At 69.1% G+C, this 17,814-nt stretch carries 11 protein-coding genes; 3 read left to right on the top strand and 8 right to left on the bottom strand.

Features of this window, described 5'->3' with window-relative positions; genetic code table 11:
- Positions 1 to 26: 26 nt before the first annotated feature.
- Both HLH48_RS11460 and hrpB read right to left on the bottom strand, forming a co-directional pair.
- On the bottom strand, positions 27 to 1,133 hold the full coding sequence (locus HLH48_RS11460; RefSeq protein ID WP_182997637.1) for a S1C family serine protease: 1,107 nt from the start codon (positions 1,131 to 1,133) through the stop codon (positions 27 to 29).
- A gap of 75 nt (positions 1,134 to 1,208) precedes the next feature.
- Entirely contained in the window at positions 1,209 to 3,767 is a 2,559-nt protein-coding gene (gene hrpB, locus HLH48_RS11455) for an ATP-dependent helicase HrpB (protein ID WP_182997636.1), read from the bottom strand.
- Positions 3,768 to 3,897: 130 nt separating this feature from the next.
- Here hrpB and HLH48_RS11450 point away from each other — a divergent pair, with 130 nt between their 5' ends.
- Positions 3,898 to 5,985 (top strand): protein-disulfide reductase DsbD family protein, encoded by a 2,088-nt coding sequence (locus tag HLH48_RS11450; RefSeq protein WP_182997674.1) that lies wholly within the window; start codon positions 3,898 to 3,900, stop codon positions 5,983 to 5,985.
- Between the two features lie 155 nt (positions 5,986 to 6,140).
- Here the strand turns inward: HLH48_RS11450 and HLH48_RS11445 are convergent, their stop codons facing one another.
- The 6 genes from HLH48_RS11445 to HLH48_RS11420 all read right to left on the bottom strand — a co-directional run bounded on the left by HLH48_RS11445 (position 6,141) and on the right by HLH48_RS11420 (position 12,336).
- Entirely contained in the window at positions 6,141 to 6,971 is an 831-nt protein-coding gene (locus HLH48_RS11445; RefSeq protein ID WP_182997635.1) for a hypothetical protein, read from the bottom strand.
- Between the two features lie 68 nt (positions 6,972 to 7,039).
- The gene (gene hslO / locus HLH48_RS11440; protein WP_182997634.1) at positions 7,040 to 7,999 is read right to left on the bottom strand and encodes an Hsp33 family molecular chaperone HslO; all 960 of its coding nucleotides are present in this window, start codon (positions 7,997 to 7,999) and stop codon (positions 7,040 to 7,042) included.
- A 23-nt stretch (positions 8,000 to 8,022) separates the two neighbouring features.
- Entirely contained in the window at positions 8,023 to 8,343 is a 321-nt protein-coding gene (locus HLH48_RS11435) for a hypothetical protein (RefSeq protein WP_182997633.1), read from the bottom strand.
- Positions 8,340 to 9,335, bottom strand: coding sequence for an ornithine carbamoyltransferase (gene argF, locus HLH48_RS11430; protein WP_182997632.1), 996 nt, complete (start codon positions 9,333 to 9,335; stop codon positions 8,340 to 8,342). The genes HLH48_RS11435 and argF overlap by 4 nt, the downstream gene beginning before the upstream one ends.
- Complete coding sequence (locus HLH48_RS11425) at positions 9,332 to 10,534, bottom strand: aspartate aminotransferase family protein (protein WP_182997631.1); 1,203 nt, start codon at positions 10,532 to 10,534, stop codon at positions 9,332 to 9,334. The genes argF and HLH48_RS11425 overlap by 4 nt, the downstream gene beginning before the upstream one ends.
- Positions 10,535 to 10,731: 197 nt before the next feature.
- Positions 10,732 to 12,336, bottom strand: coding sequence for a carbohydrate porin (locus HLH48_RS11420; protein WP_264813071.1), 1,605 nt, complete (start codon positions 12,334 to 12,336; stop codon positions 10,732 to 10,734).
- Positions 12,337 to 12,984: 648 nt separating this feature from the next.
- Between HLH48_RS11420 and HLH48_RS11415 the strand changes: the two genes are divergently transcribed.
- A complete protein-coding gene (locus HLH48_RS11415) occupies positions 12,985 to 15,435 on the top strand; it encodes a membrane-bound PQQ-dependent dehydrogenase, glucose/quinate/shikimate family (protein WP_182997630.1) in 2,451 nt (816 codons plus the stop codon).
- Between the two features lie 251 nt (positions 15,436 to 15,686).
- Positions 15,687 to 17,780, top strand: a complete 2,094-nt coding sequence (locus tag HLH48_RS11410) for a S46 family peptidase (RefSeq protein ID WP_220795092.1) — start codon at positions 15,687 to 15,689, stop codon at positions 17,778 to 17,780.
- The last annotated feature ends 34 nt before the right edge of the window (positions 17,781 to 17,814 follow it).

Below are 17,814 nucleotides of genomic sequence, written 5' to 3'. Positions count from 1 at the left end.
GGGGGCTGGCCAGAGCGGGGAAATTGCTAGTCGTCCATGTCGGCGGGGCGATGGCCAACGACGACCGAAACCGTGAGGTCGGTATTGTGGCGGCGGATATGCACCTGCACGGCCGATCCCGGATGGTCCGCCGCCACCGCGCGGATCAGGCTCCGCGCGCTGTCGACCGGCTCCTCGCCCACGTTCAGCACGATGTCGCCGGTCCTCAGCTTCGCCTTTTCCGCCGGGCCGCCCCGGTCGATGTCGGTGATGCGCACGCCGGCATGCCCGTCGTCATCCGCCAGAGTGACGCCCAGCCAGCCGCGATCGATATGCCCGCTGCGGCGCAGTTCGGCGACGATGGGGGCGACGATTTCCGAGGGAATGCCGAAGCCGATTCCCACCGATCCGCCGGTCGGCGACACGATGGCGGTATTCAGCGCCACCACCTGCCCGCCGAGATTGAAGGACGGCCCCCCCGAATTGCCCGGATTGATCGGGGCGTCCAGTTGCAGGAAATCGTCGAACGGACTGGCGCCGATATCACGTCCGCGCGCCGAGACGATGCCCGCCGTGACCGACGACCCCAGCCCGAACGGATTGCCCGCCGCCATGATCCAGTCGCCGACATTGACCTGCCGGCTGTCGCCCCAGGTGACATAGGGCAGCGGACGCGGCGCCTGGATGGTGATGACCGCGATATCGGTCAGGTCGTCGCTGCCGACCAGGCGCGCCGGATATTCGGTGCCGTCGGACAGCGAGACGGTGATGCGGTCGGCCTCGCCCACCACATGGGTATTGGTCACGATCACGCCGCTGGGGTCGATGATGAAGCCGGAGCCGGCGCCGATCATCTCCTCGCCGCGCGAGCGCATCCGGTCGCGGAACCGGTGTTCGAACGGCGTGCCTTTCACGCCCGGCGGCACCGGCTGGCGCCTGGCCCGGTCGTCGGCATCCTGCGTCACGGCGATATTGACCACCGCCGGCACCACCTTGCGCACCAGCGGCGCGAAGGTCAGCGGCCCGGACGCGACGAGCGGCGGCACCGGAGGCGCGAACAGCGACGCGTCGTCGCCGCGCGCCGGGCCGGCCAGCAGGGCCGCGGCCAATGCGGACGGAGCGAGGAGGAAAAACCGGCTTGCCGTCCGCCGCATGGGCTGGAAATCCTGATCAGGGCGCCTGGCCGGCGCGTTGTGCGGCCGTCATGATAGCGCAGGATCGCCTTGCCGTCATGAGCGCGCCGGCCGCCGGGGCCCGGCCGGCGGCGCGGCGTCGGCCGGGTTCTCGGGCCAGTCGTGTCGTGGATAGCGGCCGCGCATGTCGCGGCGCATGTCCGCCCAGCCTCCGGTCCAGAATCCCGCCAGGTCGGCGGTGATGGCCTGCGGCCGCCCGGCGGGCGACAGCAGCGCGATCTGCAAGGCCACCTGTCCGTCGGCCAGGCGCGGGGTGGCGCGCACGCCATAGAAAGTCTGGGCCCGTGCCGAGGCGGTGGGCACCGGCTGGGTATAGTCGATCGGCACCCGTCCGCCGGGCAGGTCCAGCGCCGGCGGCAGGGCCCGCTCCAGCCAGGTCAGGCGCTTGTGGTCCAGCCGCGCCCGCAGCATCGCCAGCACGTCCAGCGCCGCGACCTCGGACAGGCGGTTCAGTCCGGCCAGCCACGGGGCCAGCCATGTGGCGGCCTCCGCCGCCAGGGCGGTGTCGGACAGGTCGGGCAGGTCCTCGTACCCCGGCAGGGCGCGGGCCCGTGCGACGCGGGCCTGGAACTGCCGCGCCGATGGCGTCCAGCCCAGCGTGGCGTCCAGCCGGTCGGCCGCCTGGCGCAGCAGCAATGTCGCCACCTCGTCGGCCGCCGCCGTCACCGTGCGGTCGCGCAACACCAGCGCCCCCAGCCGCAGGCGCCGCCGGGCCAGCACCGCGCCGCTGACCGGGTCCAGCGTCGTCTCCACCTGTTCGGTCGCACGGCGGCGGATGGTCTCGGGCAGGTCGTCCGGGTCCAGCCGCGCGGCCAGGCGGATTTCGGCGGCGGTGCGGACATGCAGCGTGGCCACCGCCAGCAGGCCGGCATCCGCCAGCCGGTCGGTGCGACCCAGCCGCGCGCCGCCGCCGCCCGACAGGCGAAAACTGCCGGCCTCGCCCCGCCGTTGCGCGATGCGGTCGGGGAAGGCGGCGGCCAGCAATGCCGCCGCGTCGCCCTGTGCCGCGACATTGGCGCGCAGGCCCAGCCGGCGGCGATACTGGGTCGCCGCCTGGCGGATACGCGCCAGCGCGCCGCGATCGGCATCCGCGTGGTCGCCGCCCGCGATCAGGTCCAGCCGCAGGGCGATGTCGGCCGGCGGCACGGCGGGGGCGCCGCCGCGCCCGCCCGGCGCGGGCCGGGGGCGCAGCGGGTCGCGTTCCTCCAGCAGGGCGGCCAGATCGGCGGCCAGCGCGGCTTCGTTCGCATCGCGGGCCGACAGCATCATCGCCGCCAGGCGCGGGTGGGCGCCGAGGGCCGCCATCCGCTCGCCGTCCCGGGTGACGCGCGCCTCGTCGTCCATCGCGCCCAGTGCGGCCAGCAGGGTGCGGGCGGCCTCGAACGCGCCGTTGGGCGGGGTATCGGGCAGGGGCAGTTGCTCCGGCGGCGTGCCCATGGCGGCCTGCCACGCGGCGGTGTCCAGCCGCAGGCCGGTCAGTTCGGCGTCCAGGATCTCCGGCCGGTCGTGCGGGGCCATGCCGCGCCCGGTCGCCTCGCTCCACAGGCGGATCGCCACACCCGGCGCCTCGCGCCCCGCGCGGCCGGCGCGCTGGGTGGCGGCGGCGCGCGAGATCCGCACCGTGTCCAGCCGCGTCAGGCCGGTGCCGGGGTCCAGGCGCGGGCTGCGCCGCCAGCCGCCATCCACCACGACCCGTACCCCGGGCACGGTCAGCGAGGTCTCGGCGATCGACGTCGCCAGGATCACCCGCCGTCCGGCCCCCGGCCGGGGGCGCAGCACCCGGTCCTGCTCGCCCGGCGGCATGTCGCCATACAGGGGCAGGATCTCGGCGGGTGCCCCCGCCAGGGCGGTCTGCGCGCGGCGGATTTCGCCGACGCCGGGCAGGAAGGCCAGGATGTCGCCCTCATGCTCGGCCAGCGCCGCGCGGATGGCGCGCGCCATGGCGTCGGGCAGTTCGCGCAGATGGGTGATGTCGCGCGGCGCATGGCGAATGGTGACCGGAAAGGCGCGGCCCGCGCTTTCGATCAGGGTGGCGCCCATCAGCGTCGACAGGGCGGCGCCGTCCATGGTGGCCGACATCGCCACCAGTCGCAGGTCGGGCCGCAGGCTGCGCTGGGTGTCCAGGCAGAAGGCCAGCGCCGCGTCGGCATCCAGCGAGCGTTCGTGGATTTCGTCCAGGATCACGCAGGCCACGCCGTCCAGCGTCGGGTCGGACAGCAGGCGCCGCACCATCAGCCCCTCCGTCACCACCTCGATCCGCGTGCGGTCGGACATGGCGGCTTCCAGCCTTGTGCGATAGCCGACCAGCCCGCCGGCTTCCTCGCCGATCAGGGCCGCCATGCGCTGGGCCGCCGCGCGGGCGGCCAGCCGGCGCGGTTCCAGCATCACGATCCGCCCGTCGCCGCGCCAGGGGGCGTCCAGCAGGGCCAGCGGGACGGTGGTGGTCTTGCCCGCGCCGGGTGGGGCCACCAGCACGGCCGACGGGGTCTCCACCAGGCTGGCGCACAGGTCGGGCAGGATCGCGCCGACCGGCAATTCGGCCGGAATCGAGATCCCGGCATGGGCGGGGCTTTGCAGGGCGGGGTCGAATTCCATATCCTGCTTATGCGTCCATGGCCTGGAACCGGCAATCCACCGGCTGCATCGCCGTTCCGCCATCCGCCTTTCCCCTGTTGTCCGGAGCCTCCATACCTTGATCCTGTCCCGGTTCGTGTCTGCGTTCGTCATGCCCCTGGTGGCGGTCCTGTCCCTGGCCCAGGCTGTCGCGACCCAGGCCCTGGCGGCCGAGAGCGCCGCGCAGACGAGCGAGCGCGACGTCGCGACCCTGGTCGCCGACACCGACCATTATCGTCCGGGCGCGGCGCTGCATGTCGGGCTGCTGCTGCGGCTGAAGCCTGGCTGGCATACCTACTGGATCAATCCCGGCGATGCGGGCGAGGCGCCGAGCCTGTCGGTGCAGGCCAGCGGCGGAGCCGGGGGGGCCTCGGGCGCCATCGCCTGGCCGGCGCCCGAGCGGCTGCGCGACGGCCCGCTGATGTCCTACGGCTATACGGGCGACGTGCTGCTGCCGGCCGAATTGCGGCCGTCGGGGGCGGGCGACGCGCCGATGGTGCTGAAGGCCACCGCCGAATGGCTGGTCTGTGCCGCCGTCTGCGTGCCCGAGCAGGGGCAGTTCACCCTGACGCTGCCGCCCGGCGAGCCGGCGCCCTCGGCCGAGGCGCCGCTGTTCGCGCGCGCGGCGGCGGCGCGGCCCGTTGCCTCGCCCTTCGCCGCGACGATCGCGCCCGACGGCACGCTGCGCCTGACGGGCGAGGGCCTGACCCGGGCGGCGGTGCGCGAAGCGTGGTTCATGCCGCTGACCACCGGCGCCATCGACCAGGATGCCGACCAGGCCCTGACCGTCGCGGACGGAACGCTGACCCTGGCGTTGAAGCCCGGCGACGCCTTTCATGCCGCCCCGACGCTGGACGGCGTGCTGATGCTGCGGGACCCGGCGGGCGAGACGCGCGCGCTGTCGGTGTCCGCCCGGCCGGGCCCGGCGATGGCATCCGCGGGGGCCGCCGTGCCCGCGCCGGACAGGGCGGTGGGCGGCGCGCGCATGCTGCTGCTGGCCTTCGCCGGCGGGTTGATCCTGAACCTGATGCCCTGCGTGTTTCCCGTCCTGATGATGAAGGCGATGGCCCTGACCCGTCTGGCCGGCGCGCATGTCATGGCCCGCCTGGCCGGGGCCGGGGCCTATGCCGCCGGCGTGGTCGGGGCGTTCATGGTGCTGGGCGGCGTCATGCTGGCCCTGCGCGCCGCCGGGGCTGTGGCCGGCTGGGGGTTCCAGTTCCAGTCCGCCGCCTTCGTCGCCGCCGTGTGCTGGCTGTTGTTCGCCGTGGCGCTGAACCTGCTGGGCGTGTTCGGCATGGGCAACGGGATTGCGGCGCTGGGCGGCGCCGGGGTGACGCGCGGCGGCTATATGGGCGACGCGATGACCGGGGTGCTGGCGGTGCTGGTGGCCACGCCCTGCACCGCGCCGTTCATGGGGGCGGCGATCGCGGGCGCGTTGACGGCGCCGGCCTGGATGGCGATGGCGGTGTTCGTCGCGATGGGCGCGGGGCTGGCCGCGCCTTATCTGGTCCTTGCCGGGGTGCCGGCATTGGCGCGCCACCTGCCGCGCCCGGGGGCGTGGATGGATATCCTGCGCCAGGCACTGGCCTTTCCGATCCTGGCGACCTGCGTATGGCTGATGTGGGTGCTGGCCTTGCAGGCCGGCGCGACCGCGATCGCGGTGCTGGGTGCCGGGCTGGTGCTGGTCGGGCTGGCGGCGTGGCTGACCGGGCTGGCCCAGGGGATGGCGATGGGCGACGGGCCGGCGCGGCGGGTGCGGCTGTGCCGCGCCCTGGCCCTGACGGCGCTGGCGCTGGCCGTGGCGATGCTGCCCGGCCTGCGCGCGGGCCGGGCCGGCACCGGGCTGGTCGCGTCCGGCCCGGCGGGCACCGAGGCCTTTTCGCCCGCGCGGCTGGCGGCGCTCCAGGCGCAGGGGCGCCCGGTCTTCGTCGACATGACGGCTGCCTGGTGCATCTCATGCCTGGTGAACGAACGGGTGGCCCTGTCCTCCGCCCCCGTGCAGGCGGCGTTTCGCGACCGGCACGTGGTCTACATGAAGGGCGACTGGACCAATCGCGACACCACGATCAGCGCGTTCCTGGAAGCGCATGGCCGGGCCGGGGTGCCGTTTTACGTCTATTATCCGCCGGGGAATACGCAGGGGCGGGTTCTGCCGCAGATCCTGACCAGCGGGCTGGTGCTGGAGGCACTGAAGGAGTAAGAGACGTTCTCTTTAAAAAAAGAACCAAAAAACCGTGATTCGTTCAGGGGTTTTCTGCCGGTCCACACGGCGGCCCCGAACGAATCAAGGTCTTTTTGCTTCTTTTTCTTCAGAAAAAGAAGAGGGTCTGCCCAGCCGGAAAAAAGATCCGCCAATCAATACCCGGAACTGGCGGCGGGCGGGCTGCTCGCCGTTCCGGGCGGCAGGGTCAGATAGCCGGGCGGCGGCGACTTCGCCTGGGGCGTCGGCGCGGCGGTGCCGCCGGTGTCCACCGGGCCGCCGGTCGGGAAGATCGCATTGGGCTCGCTGGGCACCGGTGCCGGCGAGGCGGCGGTGGCCGTGGCCGGGGGCGCCGCCGCGTCGGCGGCGCCGGGCAGGCCGAGCTGCTGCTGCTGGATCGCGCTCGGCGTGGTGCCGGCGGTATCGACCAGCCAGTCCGCCAGATGATGCCGGATCTGGAATTCCAGCTCGACATTCATGTCTTTCATCATCTGCGAGGTCAGCGCATAGAGGTTGGCCGGGGAATCGGCATTGCCGTCGCTGTCCGTGGCGCTTGAGCCGAAGGTGCGGCGGACATGGGCCTCGGCATAGCCCTGGCGCTGGCCGTTGGGGCTGGAGACATCCAGATGCACATCCATCTGGCCCGCCAGCGTGCCGCCCGGCTGATGCAGGATCGAGGCCCGGTCGATGGTGAAGGTGGCGGTTCCGGTGCTGCCGGCGGCCATCAGCCGGTCGGCGGCCATATGTTGCAGCGCCTGGTCGGGCGGCGTCGGGGCACGGCCGGAAATATCGCCCGGCACCGATCCGGGCTGCCCGTTATCGACCGTGTTGATGGTGGCGACGTTCAGGCGGAGCACCGGCAGGTAGTCGTAGCGCATCGGCGCGAAGGTCGGCGGCGGCGTGTCCTCGCAGGCCGCGAGCGGCAGCAGCGGGCAAGCGAGCAGGAGCAGCAGGGGCAACCGGGCAGCCCGGCGGGAGGGACGCATGACGGGGTTCTCCGACGTTGGGGTCGACACAGGACGTCGGGGAAAACTGCCGCTCCCCGCCCGGCCGGTCAATCCGGTGCGGGGCCCCCGATTTCGTCGCGGCCGAAACGGAAGCTGATGTTGCAGAACGCGCAATGCATGCTGATGGTGCCGTCCTCGGCCATATGGTCCAGGTCCTCGTGGCCGAAGGTTTCGAGAATGCCCGACAGCCGCGCCCGGCTGCACCGGCAGCCGAATGCCAGGGCGCGGGGACGGTCGGCGCAGACATCCTCGGCATGGAACAGCCGATAGAGCAGGGCCTCGGACGACAGGCCGTCGTCCAGCAGTTCCGCGTCGGTCACCGTTGCCGCCAGGGTGACGGCGGTGGACCACATCTCCGCCTCGTCGCCCTGGGGCAGCGTCTGGGCCGCGAGGCCGCCTTCGGTGGCGATGCGTTCCAGGACCAGCGCGGCGGCCCGCCAGCCGAGGTCGGTATGCGCGCAGGCCAGGCGCACCCAGCAGGCATGCTGCTCGCTGGTTTCGAAATAATGGGCCGCCATGTCCGACAGGGACGCGCCGGTTATCGCGACGATGCCCTGATGCAGTTCGGTGTCCGGTCCCTGGTCGACCGTAAAGGCCAGGTAGCCGCCGCCCAGCAGCCGCGCGGCGTCGGTATCGGGGTCGCGCGCCGCCAGCGCCGCCACCGCGTCGTCATCGGAATGGGCATGGAAACGCAGCGCGCCGGCATGGGTGCAGTCCGCCACCAGCAGCGAGACCGGGCCGTCCCCCTTGGCCTGGAGCGAGAACGAGCCCTGGAATTTCAGGGCGGAGGCCAGGCCGCCGACCAGGGCCAGCGCCTCGCCCGCCAGACGCAGCACGATGTCGGGATTGTCGTGCCGGCTCAGCAGCGCGTCCGCCAGCGCGCCCAGCCGGACCAGCCGCCCGCGCACCGGGCGCCCGGCCAGATAGAACGGCGTCACGCCCTGGGGGACCACCAGGTCGGGCACGTCCGGCCGATGGGCGTCGAGAAAGGCGGGGGTGTCGATCATACTGGGTTCCGGTTACGGCATCGTCAGATGCGGGCGCTGATTTCGGCTTCGATCGCTTCCAGCCGGGTTTCGAAGGCGCGCAGGGCCTCGGGGCCGATCTTCTCCCGCGCCGCAAGCCCCTTCAGCAGCGCCTGGCGGCAACGGTCGTGCGCGGTGTCCAGGTCCTCGGTCCGGGGGGCGTTGGCCAGGCAGTCCAGATAGGCGTTGCGCAGGACCATCACCCCGGGCCCCGAGCAGGGCAGGGTGGCGAAGGCGGCCTCGACGCTGCCCTCCACCCAGCCGGGGGTGGAGGGGACCTCCTCGGTGGTCGTCGGGTGGGCTGGCGTCTCGGCCGGTCCGGTCATCGCGGCGGTTCCTCTTCTCCGTACTCCAGCCACTGTTCGCCGCCCAGCGCCCAGACCAGCAGGCCCTTCTGCGCGTGCAGGCGGTTCTCGGCCTCGTCGAACACCACCGAATGGGGGCCTTCGAACACCTCCTCGGTCACTTCCTCGCCGATATGGGCCGGCAGGCAGTGCATGAACAGGGCGCCGGGCGCGGCCAGGGCCATCAGCCCGGCCGTCACCCGGTAGGGATCGAACGCGAGCAGCCGCTGCGCCGACCCGCTGTCGGACATGCTGACCCAGGTATCGGTCACCACGCAGTCGGCCCCGGCCGCGGCCTCGCGCGGGTCGGCGGTCAGGGTGATGTCGGCACCGCCCTGGCGGGCCCACTCGACGGTCTCGGCCGGCGGCGCGTGGCGCTCGGGCGTCGCCAGGCGCAGGCGGAAGCCGAACAGGCGTGCCGCCTCGATGAACGAAGTGGCGACATTGTTGCCATCGCCGACCCAGGCGATCGTGCGGCCGGCGATCGGCCCCCGATGCTCCTCGAACGTCATGATGTCGGCCAGGATCTGCACCGGGTGCGAATGCGGCGTCAGGCCGTTGATGACGGGCACGCTGGACCAGTGCGCCAACTCGCGCAGCGCCGCCGCATTGCCGGTGCGCAGCACGATGGCATCGACGAAGCGCGACAGCACGCGGGCGGTATCGGCGACCGTCTCGCCCCGCCCCAACTGCATGTCGGCGGGGGACAGCAGGATCACGTCGCCGCCCAGTTGGCGCATCCCGACCTCGAAGGACACGCGGGTGCGCGTCGAGGGTTTGGACAGCATCAGGCCCAGCGTGCGGCCCAGCAGCGGCAGGCGCGGGTGCAGCGGGCGCGCCCTGCCATGCTGCATGTGCTTGATGCGGCTGCCCAGTGCCAGGATGGCGCGCAGGGTCGCGCCGTCGAAATCGCGCAGTTCCAGGAAATGGCGCGGCGCCGGCCGCGTGGCGGCGGAGGCGGGCAGCGCGTTCATGCCGCGTTCTCCGCCGAGGCGGCCTGGTGGGCCCGCACGCGTTCCGCCGCGCGGCGCAGGCGGCGGCCGGCCTCGGCGCAATCGTCCTCGGTCAGCACCAGCGGGGGCACCAGGCGCAGCACGTTGTCGCCGGCGGTGACGGTGAGCACGCCTTCATGCATCGCCGCCTCCTGCATCAGCGTGACCGGGACGATGCAGCGCAGGCCCAGCATCAGCCCCAGGCCGCGCCACTGGGCGAACAGGTCGGGGAAGTCGCCGACCAGCGCATCCAGCACCTGGGCCAGTTGCGTGCCGCGCGCCTGCACCTGGTCCAGGAAGCCGGGGGCCAGCAGCACGTCCAGCACCGCGTTGGCGGCGGCGCAGGCCAGCGGCCCGCCGCCGAAGGTGGTGGCGTGCGACCCGGGCGTCAGGTATTTCGCGGTCGCCTCGGTGGCCAGGATGGCCCCCATGGGAAAGCCGCCGGCGATGCCCTTGGCGGTCGACAGCACGTCGGGCGTCACCCCCGACCATTCATGGGCGAACAGCCGGCCGGTCCGGCCCATGCCGCTCTGTACCTCGTCCATGCCCAGGAACAGGCCGAATTCGTCGCAGGCGGCGCGGAGTTCCTGGAGGAAGCGCGGATCGGCGGCATTGACGCCGCTTTCGCCCTGTACCGGCTCGATCATGATGCCGGCGGTCTCGGGCGTGATCGCGGCGCGCAGGGCGTTCATGTTGTTCATCGGCACATGATCGAACCCTTCGACCACCGGGCCGAACCCGTCGAGATATTTCGGATTGCCGGTGGCGGACAGCATGGCCAGCGTGCGGCCATGGAAGGCGCCGTTGAAGCAGATGATCCGCGAGCGCTCGGGGTGGCCGCCATGGGCCTGCGCGCGACGGATGATCTTGACCATGCCTTCGTTCGCCTCGGCGCCCGAATTGCAGAAGAAGACGCTGTCGGCAAAGCTGGCGGCGACCAGCCGCGCGGCCAGCCGCTCGGCCTGCGGCACGCGGTACAGGTTCGAGACATGCATCACCCGTGCCGCCTGCCCCGCGATGGCGGCGACCAGTTGCGGATGGTCATGCCCCAGCGACGAGGTCGCGATCCCGGCCCCGAGATCGAGGAATCGTCGCCCGTCCGCCGTGTACAGCCAAGCGCCCTGGCCCCGCTCGAAAGCGAGATCGGCACGGTTGTAGGTGGGCATCAGGGCGGGAATCATGGAGATCGGAACCTTATCGTTTCGTTGTCCGGCTTCGTCGGATGTCGGCGAGGTTGATTATGTTGAACACGAAATGGCCCACGCGCCGCGGCGGGTGGGCTCTTTCGCCTTCACCCGCATGATGTGGGCGGGCGCGGCTTCAAGTCAAATTCTCTATGGGCCCCCGGCGGCGGAACAGCCATGTGGCGGGTGGCGGCCTACAGCGAGGCGACCACTTTCAGGCCCACGAGGGCGGCGTCGGGAATATGCGACGTTTCGCCCGGCCGGATCATGTACTGGAACTCGGGCTGGATCAGCAGCCCCGGACAGGTCGCGATCCCGTAATAGGCCTCGATGACGTGGGAGTCGGTCTGCGGGCCGCGGACCTGGCTGCCCAGCGACAGGCCGGCATCCTGCGCGATGGTCTGGCCCTCGCGCCTGCGGTCGCTGACATGGTACCAGGAATAGAGGATGCCCAGCCGGTCGGTCGCGCGCCCGGGGATCAGCCCGTTGAACGAGAGGCCGCCATAGGCTTCGTCGGAAATCGACGCGACATGGGGCGTGTTGTGGATATAGCCGGCCATGAGGTAGCCGCCGGCCATCTGTCCGGGGCCGCCCGTGCGATAGATCATCTGGTCGCTCTCGAACCAGAACATGTCCATCGGCGCGCTGCGCTCGCGCCCCGGCTGCGCGACCAGGTAAGACGGCCGGGCCCCCAGGGCGTCGGCGTAGCGCGTGGTGTCGTGCGCGTAGCCGAGGACGTAATGGCCGGGCAGCTTGTCGCGCGTCAGGAACGGCTCCCACGTGAATTCCGTCGGCAGCATCAGGCCGGTGGCGTTTTCGCTGGCCCAGGCCCAGCCGCTGGGGCCGGCGGCGAGCGGCTGGACCTCGTAGGCGCCGACCTGGATCGCGGTGTCGCGCGTGGGGCGGAAGCGTGCCCGCGCGCCCCAGGTCGCCTTGGGATACACGGCGAACGCGGGATCGACCTTCAGCGCCACCGGGGCCGAGCAGGTGACCATGAACGAACAGAGCAGCGGCGAGGTGGCGAAGACATGGGTCAGCGACATGCGGCCGAACGTGACGTCCAGCCGGTTGTCCAGCAGCTTCTTCTCGGCATAGAAATCGACGAGATGCGCGACGACATGGCCGGACAGGCCGTACACTTCCATCAGGTTGATGTAGTAATCGCCGACAAGATCATGCGAGACCTCGCGCCCGGCGCGGTTCATCACCAGCGTATGGATGGTCCAGCCATGCAGGGCCGGCGCCATCCGGCCCAGGTCGAAATTCATTTGCAGCGTGAATTCATGCACGTAATCCATGCCGCGCCGGATGCCGCCATGGATGTCGGCCATCCCCTCGCTCTTGTAGGTCAGGGCGAACGTGAAGCCCTTTTTCCGCAGGCGCTCGCGGAACGGCATGATGGGCGGCAGCAGATGTCCGGGGGCACCCGTTGGCACGTAATAGGGGTCCGCCATGTCGGTGCGGCGCTGCGCGTCCAGTTCGGACGGCAGCAGCCAGGACGGTCCCTCGCCGTCGCTCAGGGCATCGAGTTCGGTCGCATGATGATGGTTGCCGCGATCATAGCCTTGCGCGTTGGTGGTCGTGGCGCTCCGGGCGGGCCGCGCGGCCCGGACATGCGGTCGATCCGCCGCGCCGGCGTGGGATGGATCGGCGAGGGTGGCGGCGGTCGCCGCGGCGTGGGTCGCGGCCCCGCCCGTCAGCCCGACAAGGGCGGCCAGCCAGAGTCCACGAACGGTCGATCGACGGAACGGATGAGGGAGTAATGTGTTGCCGCTTATTTCGGCTATTGTAGTTATCACAACAAGGAGGCTCCATTATTTTTTATATAGCAACCTGTCTGGTGCGAGCATGGACACTATAATCAGAAAATTTTCAAGAGGAGGCAGGGGTCATTAATGTTGGGGAATTGTTATGGGGGCGCGATGTCCGCTCGTGGCCCTCATGGTCGCGCCGGCATGCCGCGGCCGATCGCGGAACGCGCTGGATAGAGAAAAAATCTATATTTTTCCGATTGTGGCGTACGAAGAGGCGTCACACGCGCGTCGATCGGTCAGCGAGAATCGCCCGTGCGGGTCAAGGCCGTCGCATGGCCTGATTGTCGGTAAATAAATTAAATTTCATTAATAATATATGAGATGAAGTTACCGATGCGTCATTTTCTTACCCCCTCATCGTCATGAAATGCCGGTGTCGTGTCGTGCCGGCGGCCGGATTCATGGCACAAAAGGGGGCGTGGAAATAAAGATCGGTCAATGTTGATTGATAAATTTTAATAAAAATTCCGAAGATGTCTTGGGCCGCATTATGGAAATACAGAAGGAACGGGCGTAGACATCCCGAAAGTTATCGGGTGGAAGACGAAAGCATTCGCGATGCTTCCAATGCCGATCCGGCTTGACCGAACGCGATGCGTGTGACGGCGAAGCCGCCAACCTTGGAACGGAAGAATGGACAATAAAGCGAATCAGCGATCGATGATCAGCGACGGATGCCGGGTTGCGTTTGTTCTGGTCAGCCTCGCCGTCGGGCTGGCCCTGGTCGCTGGCGGGTTTCAGCTCGTTACGCTGGGCGGCTCTTTCTATTATTTGCTGGCCGGCATCGCCTATGTGGCGCTGGGCGCGCTCTTTCTCGTCCGGAGCCGCGTCTCTTGGGCCATTTCCCTGTCGGTCGCGATTTTCGTCGCGACGGTTCTCTGGGCGCTCCATGACGCGCCTGACCTGTCCTACTGGCCGCTGCTGCCGCGCCTGGTCGTGCCCGCCATCCTGTTCATGCTCAGCCTGCTGCTGGCGGCGGTGCTGCCCCAGGTGCCCGCCACCACCCGGCGGATCAGCGCCGGTGGCGGCGTGGCCGTCCTGCTCGGCCTGGTCGTGACGCTGGTCGAGGCGTTCTCGCCCCATGGCGGATTCCGGGGCGAGGCGCCCGACAAGGCGCGCGTGGCCTCCGCCATGGCGCCCCAGCCGGATGACTGGCAGTTTTACGGGCGCAACATCAACGGCACGCGCTACGTGCCCTACACGCAGATCGGCCCGGGCAACGTTGCCGACCTGAAGGTGGCCTGGGTGTATCATACCGGCCGCCGCACCACGGGCCCGGGCGCCGGCGTCGATGAAAACACGCCGATGCAGGTCGGTCCGGTGCTGTATTCCTGCACGCCCGAAGACGTGATTGCCGCGATCGACGCCGATAGCGGCAGGCAGATATGGCGCTTCGACCCGCATGCCCATGCCGCCGAGCATGTCTCGTGCCGGGGCGTCGGCTATTACGACGTCACCAGGGATGACAGCCTGGGCGACGCCGACAGGCAGGTGGCGGCGGACCAGCCCTGCCGGCAGCGTATCCTGGTCTCGACGGTCGATGCCCGCCTGTTCGCGCTGGATGCCCATACCGGGCAGCTTTGCGCGGGTTTCGGCGAAAACGGCTATGTCGACGTCAAGAAAAACATGGGACCGACGGAAGGCGGCAGGCGCTATCACCCGACGGCGTTGCCGGTCGTCATGGGCCATCTGGCCGTGATCGGCGGCTGGGTGCGCGACATCGTGCATGGCGAGCCCTCGGGCGTGGTCCGGGCCTATGACGTGCGCACGGGCGCCCTGGCCTGGGCGTGGGATGTCGGCAACCCCGACAATCCGGTTCCGCCCGATCCGGACACGGCATTCACGCTGGAAACGCCGAATGTCTGGGCCATCCCGACCTATGACAAGGCGCTGAACCAGGTCTATCTGCCCACCGGCAACGGACCGCCCGATTATTGGGGTGGCGACCGCGACGCGGTGAAGAACAGGTTCGGCGCGGCGGTCGTCGCCGTCGACGCCACGACCGGCAAGACCAGATGGGTCCGGCAACTGGTCCATCATGACGTGTGGGACTACGACCTGCCGTCGCAGCCGGTGATGTACGATGTGACCAACGCGAGCGGCGAGAAGATCCCGTCGCTGATCCAGACCACCAAGACCGGCCATATCTTCGTCATCGACCGCCGCACCGGCGAATTCGTGACCACGGTGGAAGAGCGGGCCGTCCCGACCGCGCCGGCCGCGCAGGGCGAGCACCTGTCGCCGACGCAGCCGTTCTCGGTCGGCATGCCGACCATCGGCGCCGATCCGCTGTCCGAGCGGTCGATGTGGGGTGTCAGCACCTTCGACCAGCTTTATTGCCGGATCATGTTCAGGAATTCGGTCTATGAAGGACCCTTCACCCCGCCCGGCGAGAAGCCCTATATCGAGTGGCCCAGCCTGCTGGGCGGCATGAACTGGGGCGGCATTTCGATCGACGAGGCGAACGACATCCTGTTCGTCAACGACATGCGCATGCCGCTGCGGATGATGCTGGTGAACCATGAGGACGCCAAACATTACAAGATCTCGACGGACGAGGTCCCCGGCTTCATGGGCACGCTGCGTCCGCAGATCGCCGGCCCCTATTCGGGCGTGCGCATCGACATCCTGCAATCTCCGTTGCAGGTGCCGTGCAACACGCCGCCATTCGGCACCATGAGCGCCATCGACCTGCGCACGAAAAAGCTGCTGTGGCAGGTGCCGATGGGCACGGCCGAACAGCTTGGGCCGATGGGGGTCAAGAGCCACCTGCCGATCCCGATGGGCATGCCTACGCTGGGCGGCCCCACGACGACGGCATCGGGCCTGGTCTTCTTCGCCGGCACGCAGGATTACTATCTGCGCGCGCTGGACAGCATGACCGGCCGGGAACTGTGGAAGGCCACCCTGCCGGCCGGGGCGGTCGCGGCGCCGCTGATCTACAAATCCCCCAGGACGGGCAAGGAATATGTCGTGATCTCGGTCGGCGGCGCCGCCCATTCGCCCGACGTGGCCGACGACGTGATCGCCTACGCCCTCCCCGATGGAGGCGCGGGCCGGCAAGGCGCCGACAATCCGCCATAACCGGGACACGACAAGCCGGGCCCCCGCCGTTCCGACGGCGGGGGCTTTTTGCATTTCGGGGCCCGACGCAATGACGGGCCGTGGCACTTGCACGTCGCGCGGCCATGTGCAACATTATAACATAACAGCATGATTTTACTACGAGATCGAGGTCATTTCGACAATCCCGGTTTAAGTTCGGTGTTCGAACGATCCGCCTGTCAGCCTGTTCAGGGCCAGCCTGTTCGGGGAATGTAATGGAGTTTTCCGCGATGATGTTGCCACGCACGCTTGCCACGGCGGCCCTTGTCCTATCGAGCGCGGTGTGGGGGCTGCCTGTCCGGGCGGATGAAGGCATGTGGACCATGGACCATCTGCCGCTGACCGCATTGAAAGACAAATACGGCTTTACGCCGTCGGCGGAGTGGATCGCGCGGGTGACGCAGGCATCGGCCCGGCTGGCTCTGGGCTGTTCGGCGTCGTTCGTTTCCGCCGATGGCCTGGTGATGACGAATCATCATTGCGCCAACGAATGCTTGCAGCAATTGTCGGACAAGAACCACGATTATTTCAGCAACGGATACAGTGCCCCGCACGGGCAGCCGAGCGAGCCGAAATGCCCCGCGATGGAGCTGGACGGGCTGAACCGCATTACCGACGTGACCGAGGCGATGGACAAGGCGCTGGCGGGCAGGCAGGGCGCGGAGTACACCAAGGCCCGCCAGGCGGAGGAAAGTGCCCTGGAGAAGGACTGCGTGGGCGGTGACCCCAAGCAGTGGCGGTGTGACGTGGTGACGTTGTATCATGGTGGCCGCACGGCCCTGTACCGATACAGGCGCTACCAGGACGTGCGCCTGGTCATGGCGCCGGACCAGAATGCGGCCTTCTTCGGCGGCGACCCGGACAATTTCAATTTCCCGCGCTATGATCTGGATATGGCGTTCCTGCGGGTGTACGAGAACGGCAAGCCGGCCCATACGCAGTATTTCCCCTTTGACCCGGCGGGACCGCGGGACGGCCAACTGGTCTTTACCTCGGGCAATCCGGGCTCGACCTCCCGCGAGGAGACCGTCGCGGAACTGGCGTTCGAACGCGATGTCACGGTACCTTTGCTGATCGGCTATTATTCCACGCTGGATGGGGCGCTGTGGCAGTATGGGCGGCAGGGCCTCGCGCAGCGGCAGGAAGCACAGGAGGAACTGTTCGGCGTCGAGAACAGCCTGAAAGTGTTTACCGGCTGGGTCGAAACGCTGGCCGACCCGACCATGCTGGCGCGCAAGCAGGCCTTCGAAAAGGGCCTGCGCGACTGGATTGCCGCGGATGCCGCGCGCAAGGCGGATTATGGCGATCCGTGGCGGAAGATCGACGCGGCCCTGGCCACCGAGCGGAATATTTTCATACCGTACGTCATGCTGGAGGGGGCCCGGTCGCCAATGGGCTTTCAGGGCGACCTGTTTCATTATGCCAAGCTGCTGGTGCGCGGCACGGCCGAGCGGGAAAAGCCGGACGCCAAGCGCCTGACGGGGTGGCACGACGCCAACCTTCCGGCGATCGAGGCGATGCTGGGATCGCCGGCGCCGGTGCATCCCGGCCTGGACGACATGATGCTGGCCCTGTCATTGACCAGGCTGCGCCAGGTCCTGGGCGCGGATAATGAAACGGTGCATCTGGTCCTGGGCCATGACAATCCGGAAATCCTGGCCGCCCGGCTGGTGCATGGCACGAAGCTGGCCGATCCGAAGGTGCGCCTGGCGCTCTGGAAGGGAGGGGCCGAGGCGATCAGGGCCTCGACGGACCCCATGATCGTGCTGGCGCGGACGATCGAGCCCACGGCGCGCGCCCTGCGTGACCGCATGGACGACGAGGTGCATGCCCCGATGCGCCAGGCGTCGGAGGCCATCGCGAAGGCGCGGTTTGCCCGGGACGGCGCCAATACCTACCCCGATGCGACGTTCACGCAGCGTATTTCCTATGGCGTGGTGAAAGGGTGGGACGAACATGGCAAGCCGGTGCCGGCCTTTACCGATTTCGCCGGTCTGTATGCGCGGGCGACGGGCAGCGACCCGTTCAAGCTGACGCCGGCATGGCTGGCGGCACGCGGCAAGCTGAATCTCGGGACGCATTTCGACTTCGTGACGACCAACGACATTATCGGCGGAAATTCCGGATCGCCCGTCATCGATGCGCGGGGCCATGCGGTCGGGCTGATCTTCGACGGCAACATCCATTCGATCGGCGGTGATTTCTATTACGACGAAAGCACCAACCGCGCCGTGGCGGTGGACACCGCCGCCATCATCGAGGCGCTGAAGGTGGTTTACAAAAACCAGGCGCTGGCGACCGAACTGACCGAAGGGCATCTGTAGGCGGCCGTATTACGCGACGAAATCCCGCATGTCC

Origin of the sequence: Gluconacetobacter sacchari, assembly GCF_014174255.1 — a bacterium.
In the GTDB taxonomy this organism is placed as follows: Bacteria; Pseudomonadota; Alphaproteobacteria; order Acetobacterales; family Acetobacteraceae; genus Gluconacetobacter; species Gluconacetobacter sacchari.
The sequence above is the reverse complement of the archived record's forward strand: the minus strand, read 5'-3'. Positions and strand labels throughout refer to the sequence as shown.

Excerpts from the sequence above, each read along its gene's own strand:
- HLH48_RS11450 (WP_182997674.1), top strand. The coding sequence starts at position 3,898 with ATGCCCCTGGTGGCGGTCCTGTCCCTGGCCCAGGCTGTCGCGACCCAG.
- hrpB (WP_182997636.1), bottom strand. The coding sequence starts at position 3,767 with ATGGAATTCGACCCCGCCCTGCAAAGCCCCGCCCATGCCGGGATCTCG.
- HLH48_RS11425 (WP_182997631.1), bottom strand. The coding sequence starts at position 10,534 with ATGATTCCCGCCCTGATGCCCACCTACAACCGTGCCGATCTCGCTTTC.
- HLH48_RS11410 (WP_220795092.1), top strand. The coding sequence starts at position 15,687 with ATGATGTTGCCACGCACGCTTGCCACGGCGGCCCTTGTCCTATCGAGC.
- HLH48_RS11460 (WP_182997637.1), bottom strand. The coding sequence starts at position 1,133 with ATGCGGCGGACGGCAAGCCGGTTTTTCCTCCTCGCTCCGTCCGCATTG.
- HLH48_RS11435 (WP_182997633.1), bottom strand. The coding sequence starts at position 8,343 with ATGACCGGACCGGCCGAGACGCCAGCCCACCCGACGACCACCGAGGAG.
- HLH48_RS11445 (WP_182997635.1), bottom strand. The coding sequence starts at position 6,971 with ATGCGTCCCTCCCGCCGGGCTGCCCGGTTGCCCCTGCTGCTCCTGCTC.
- argF (WP_182997632.1), bottom strand. The coding sequence starts at position 9,335 with ATGAACGCGCTGCCCGCCTCCGCCGCCACGCGGCCGGCGCCGCGCCAT.
- HLH48_RS11415 (WP_182997630.1), top strand. The coding sequence starts at position 12,985 with ATGGACAATAAAGCGAATCAGCGATCGATGATCAGCGACGGATGCCGG.
- hslO (WP_182997634.1), bottom strand. The coding sequence starts at position 7,999 with ATGATCGACACCCCCGCCTTTCTCGACGCCCATCGGCCGGACGTGCCC.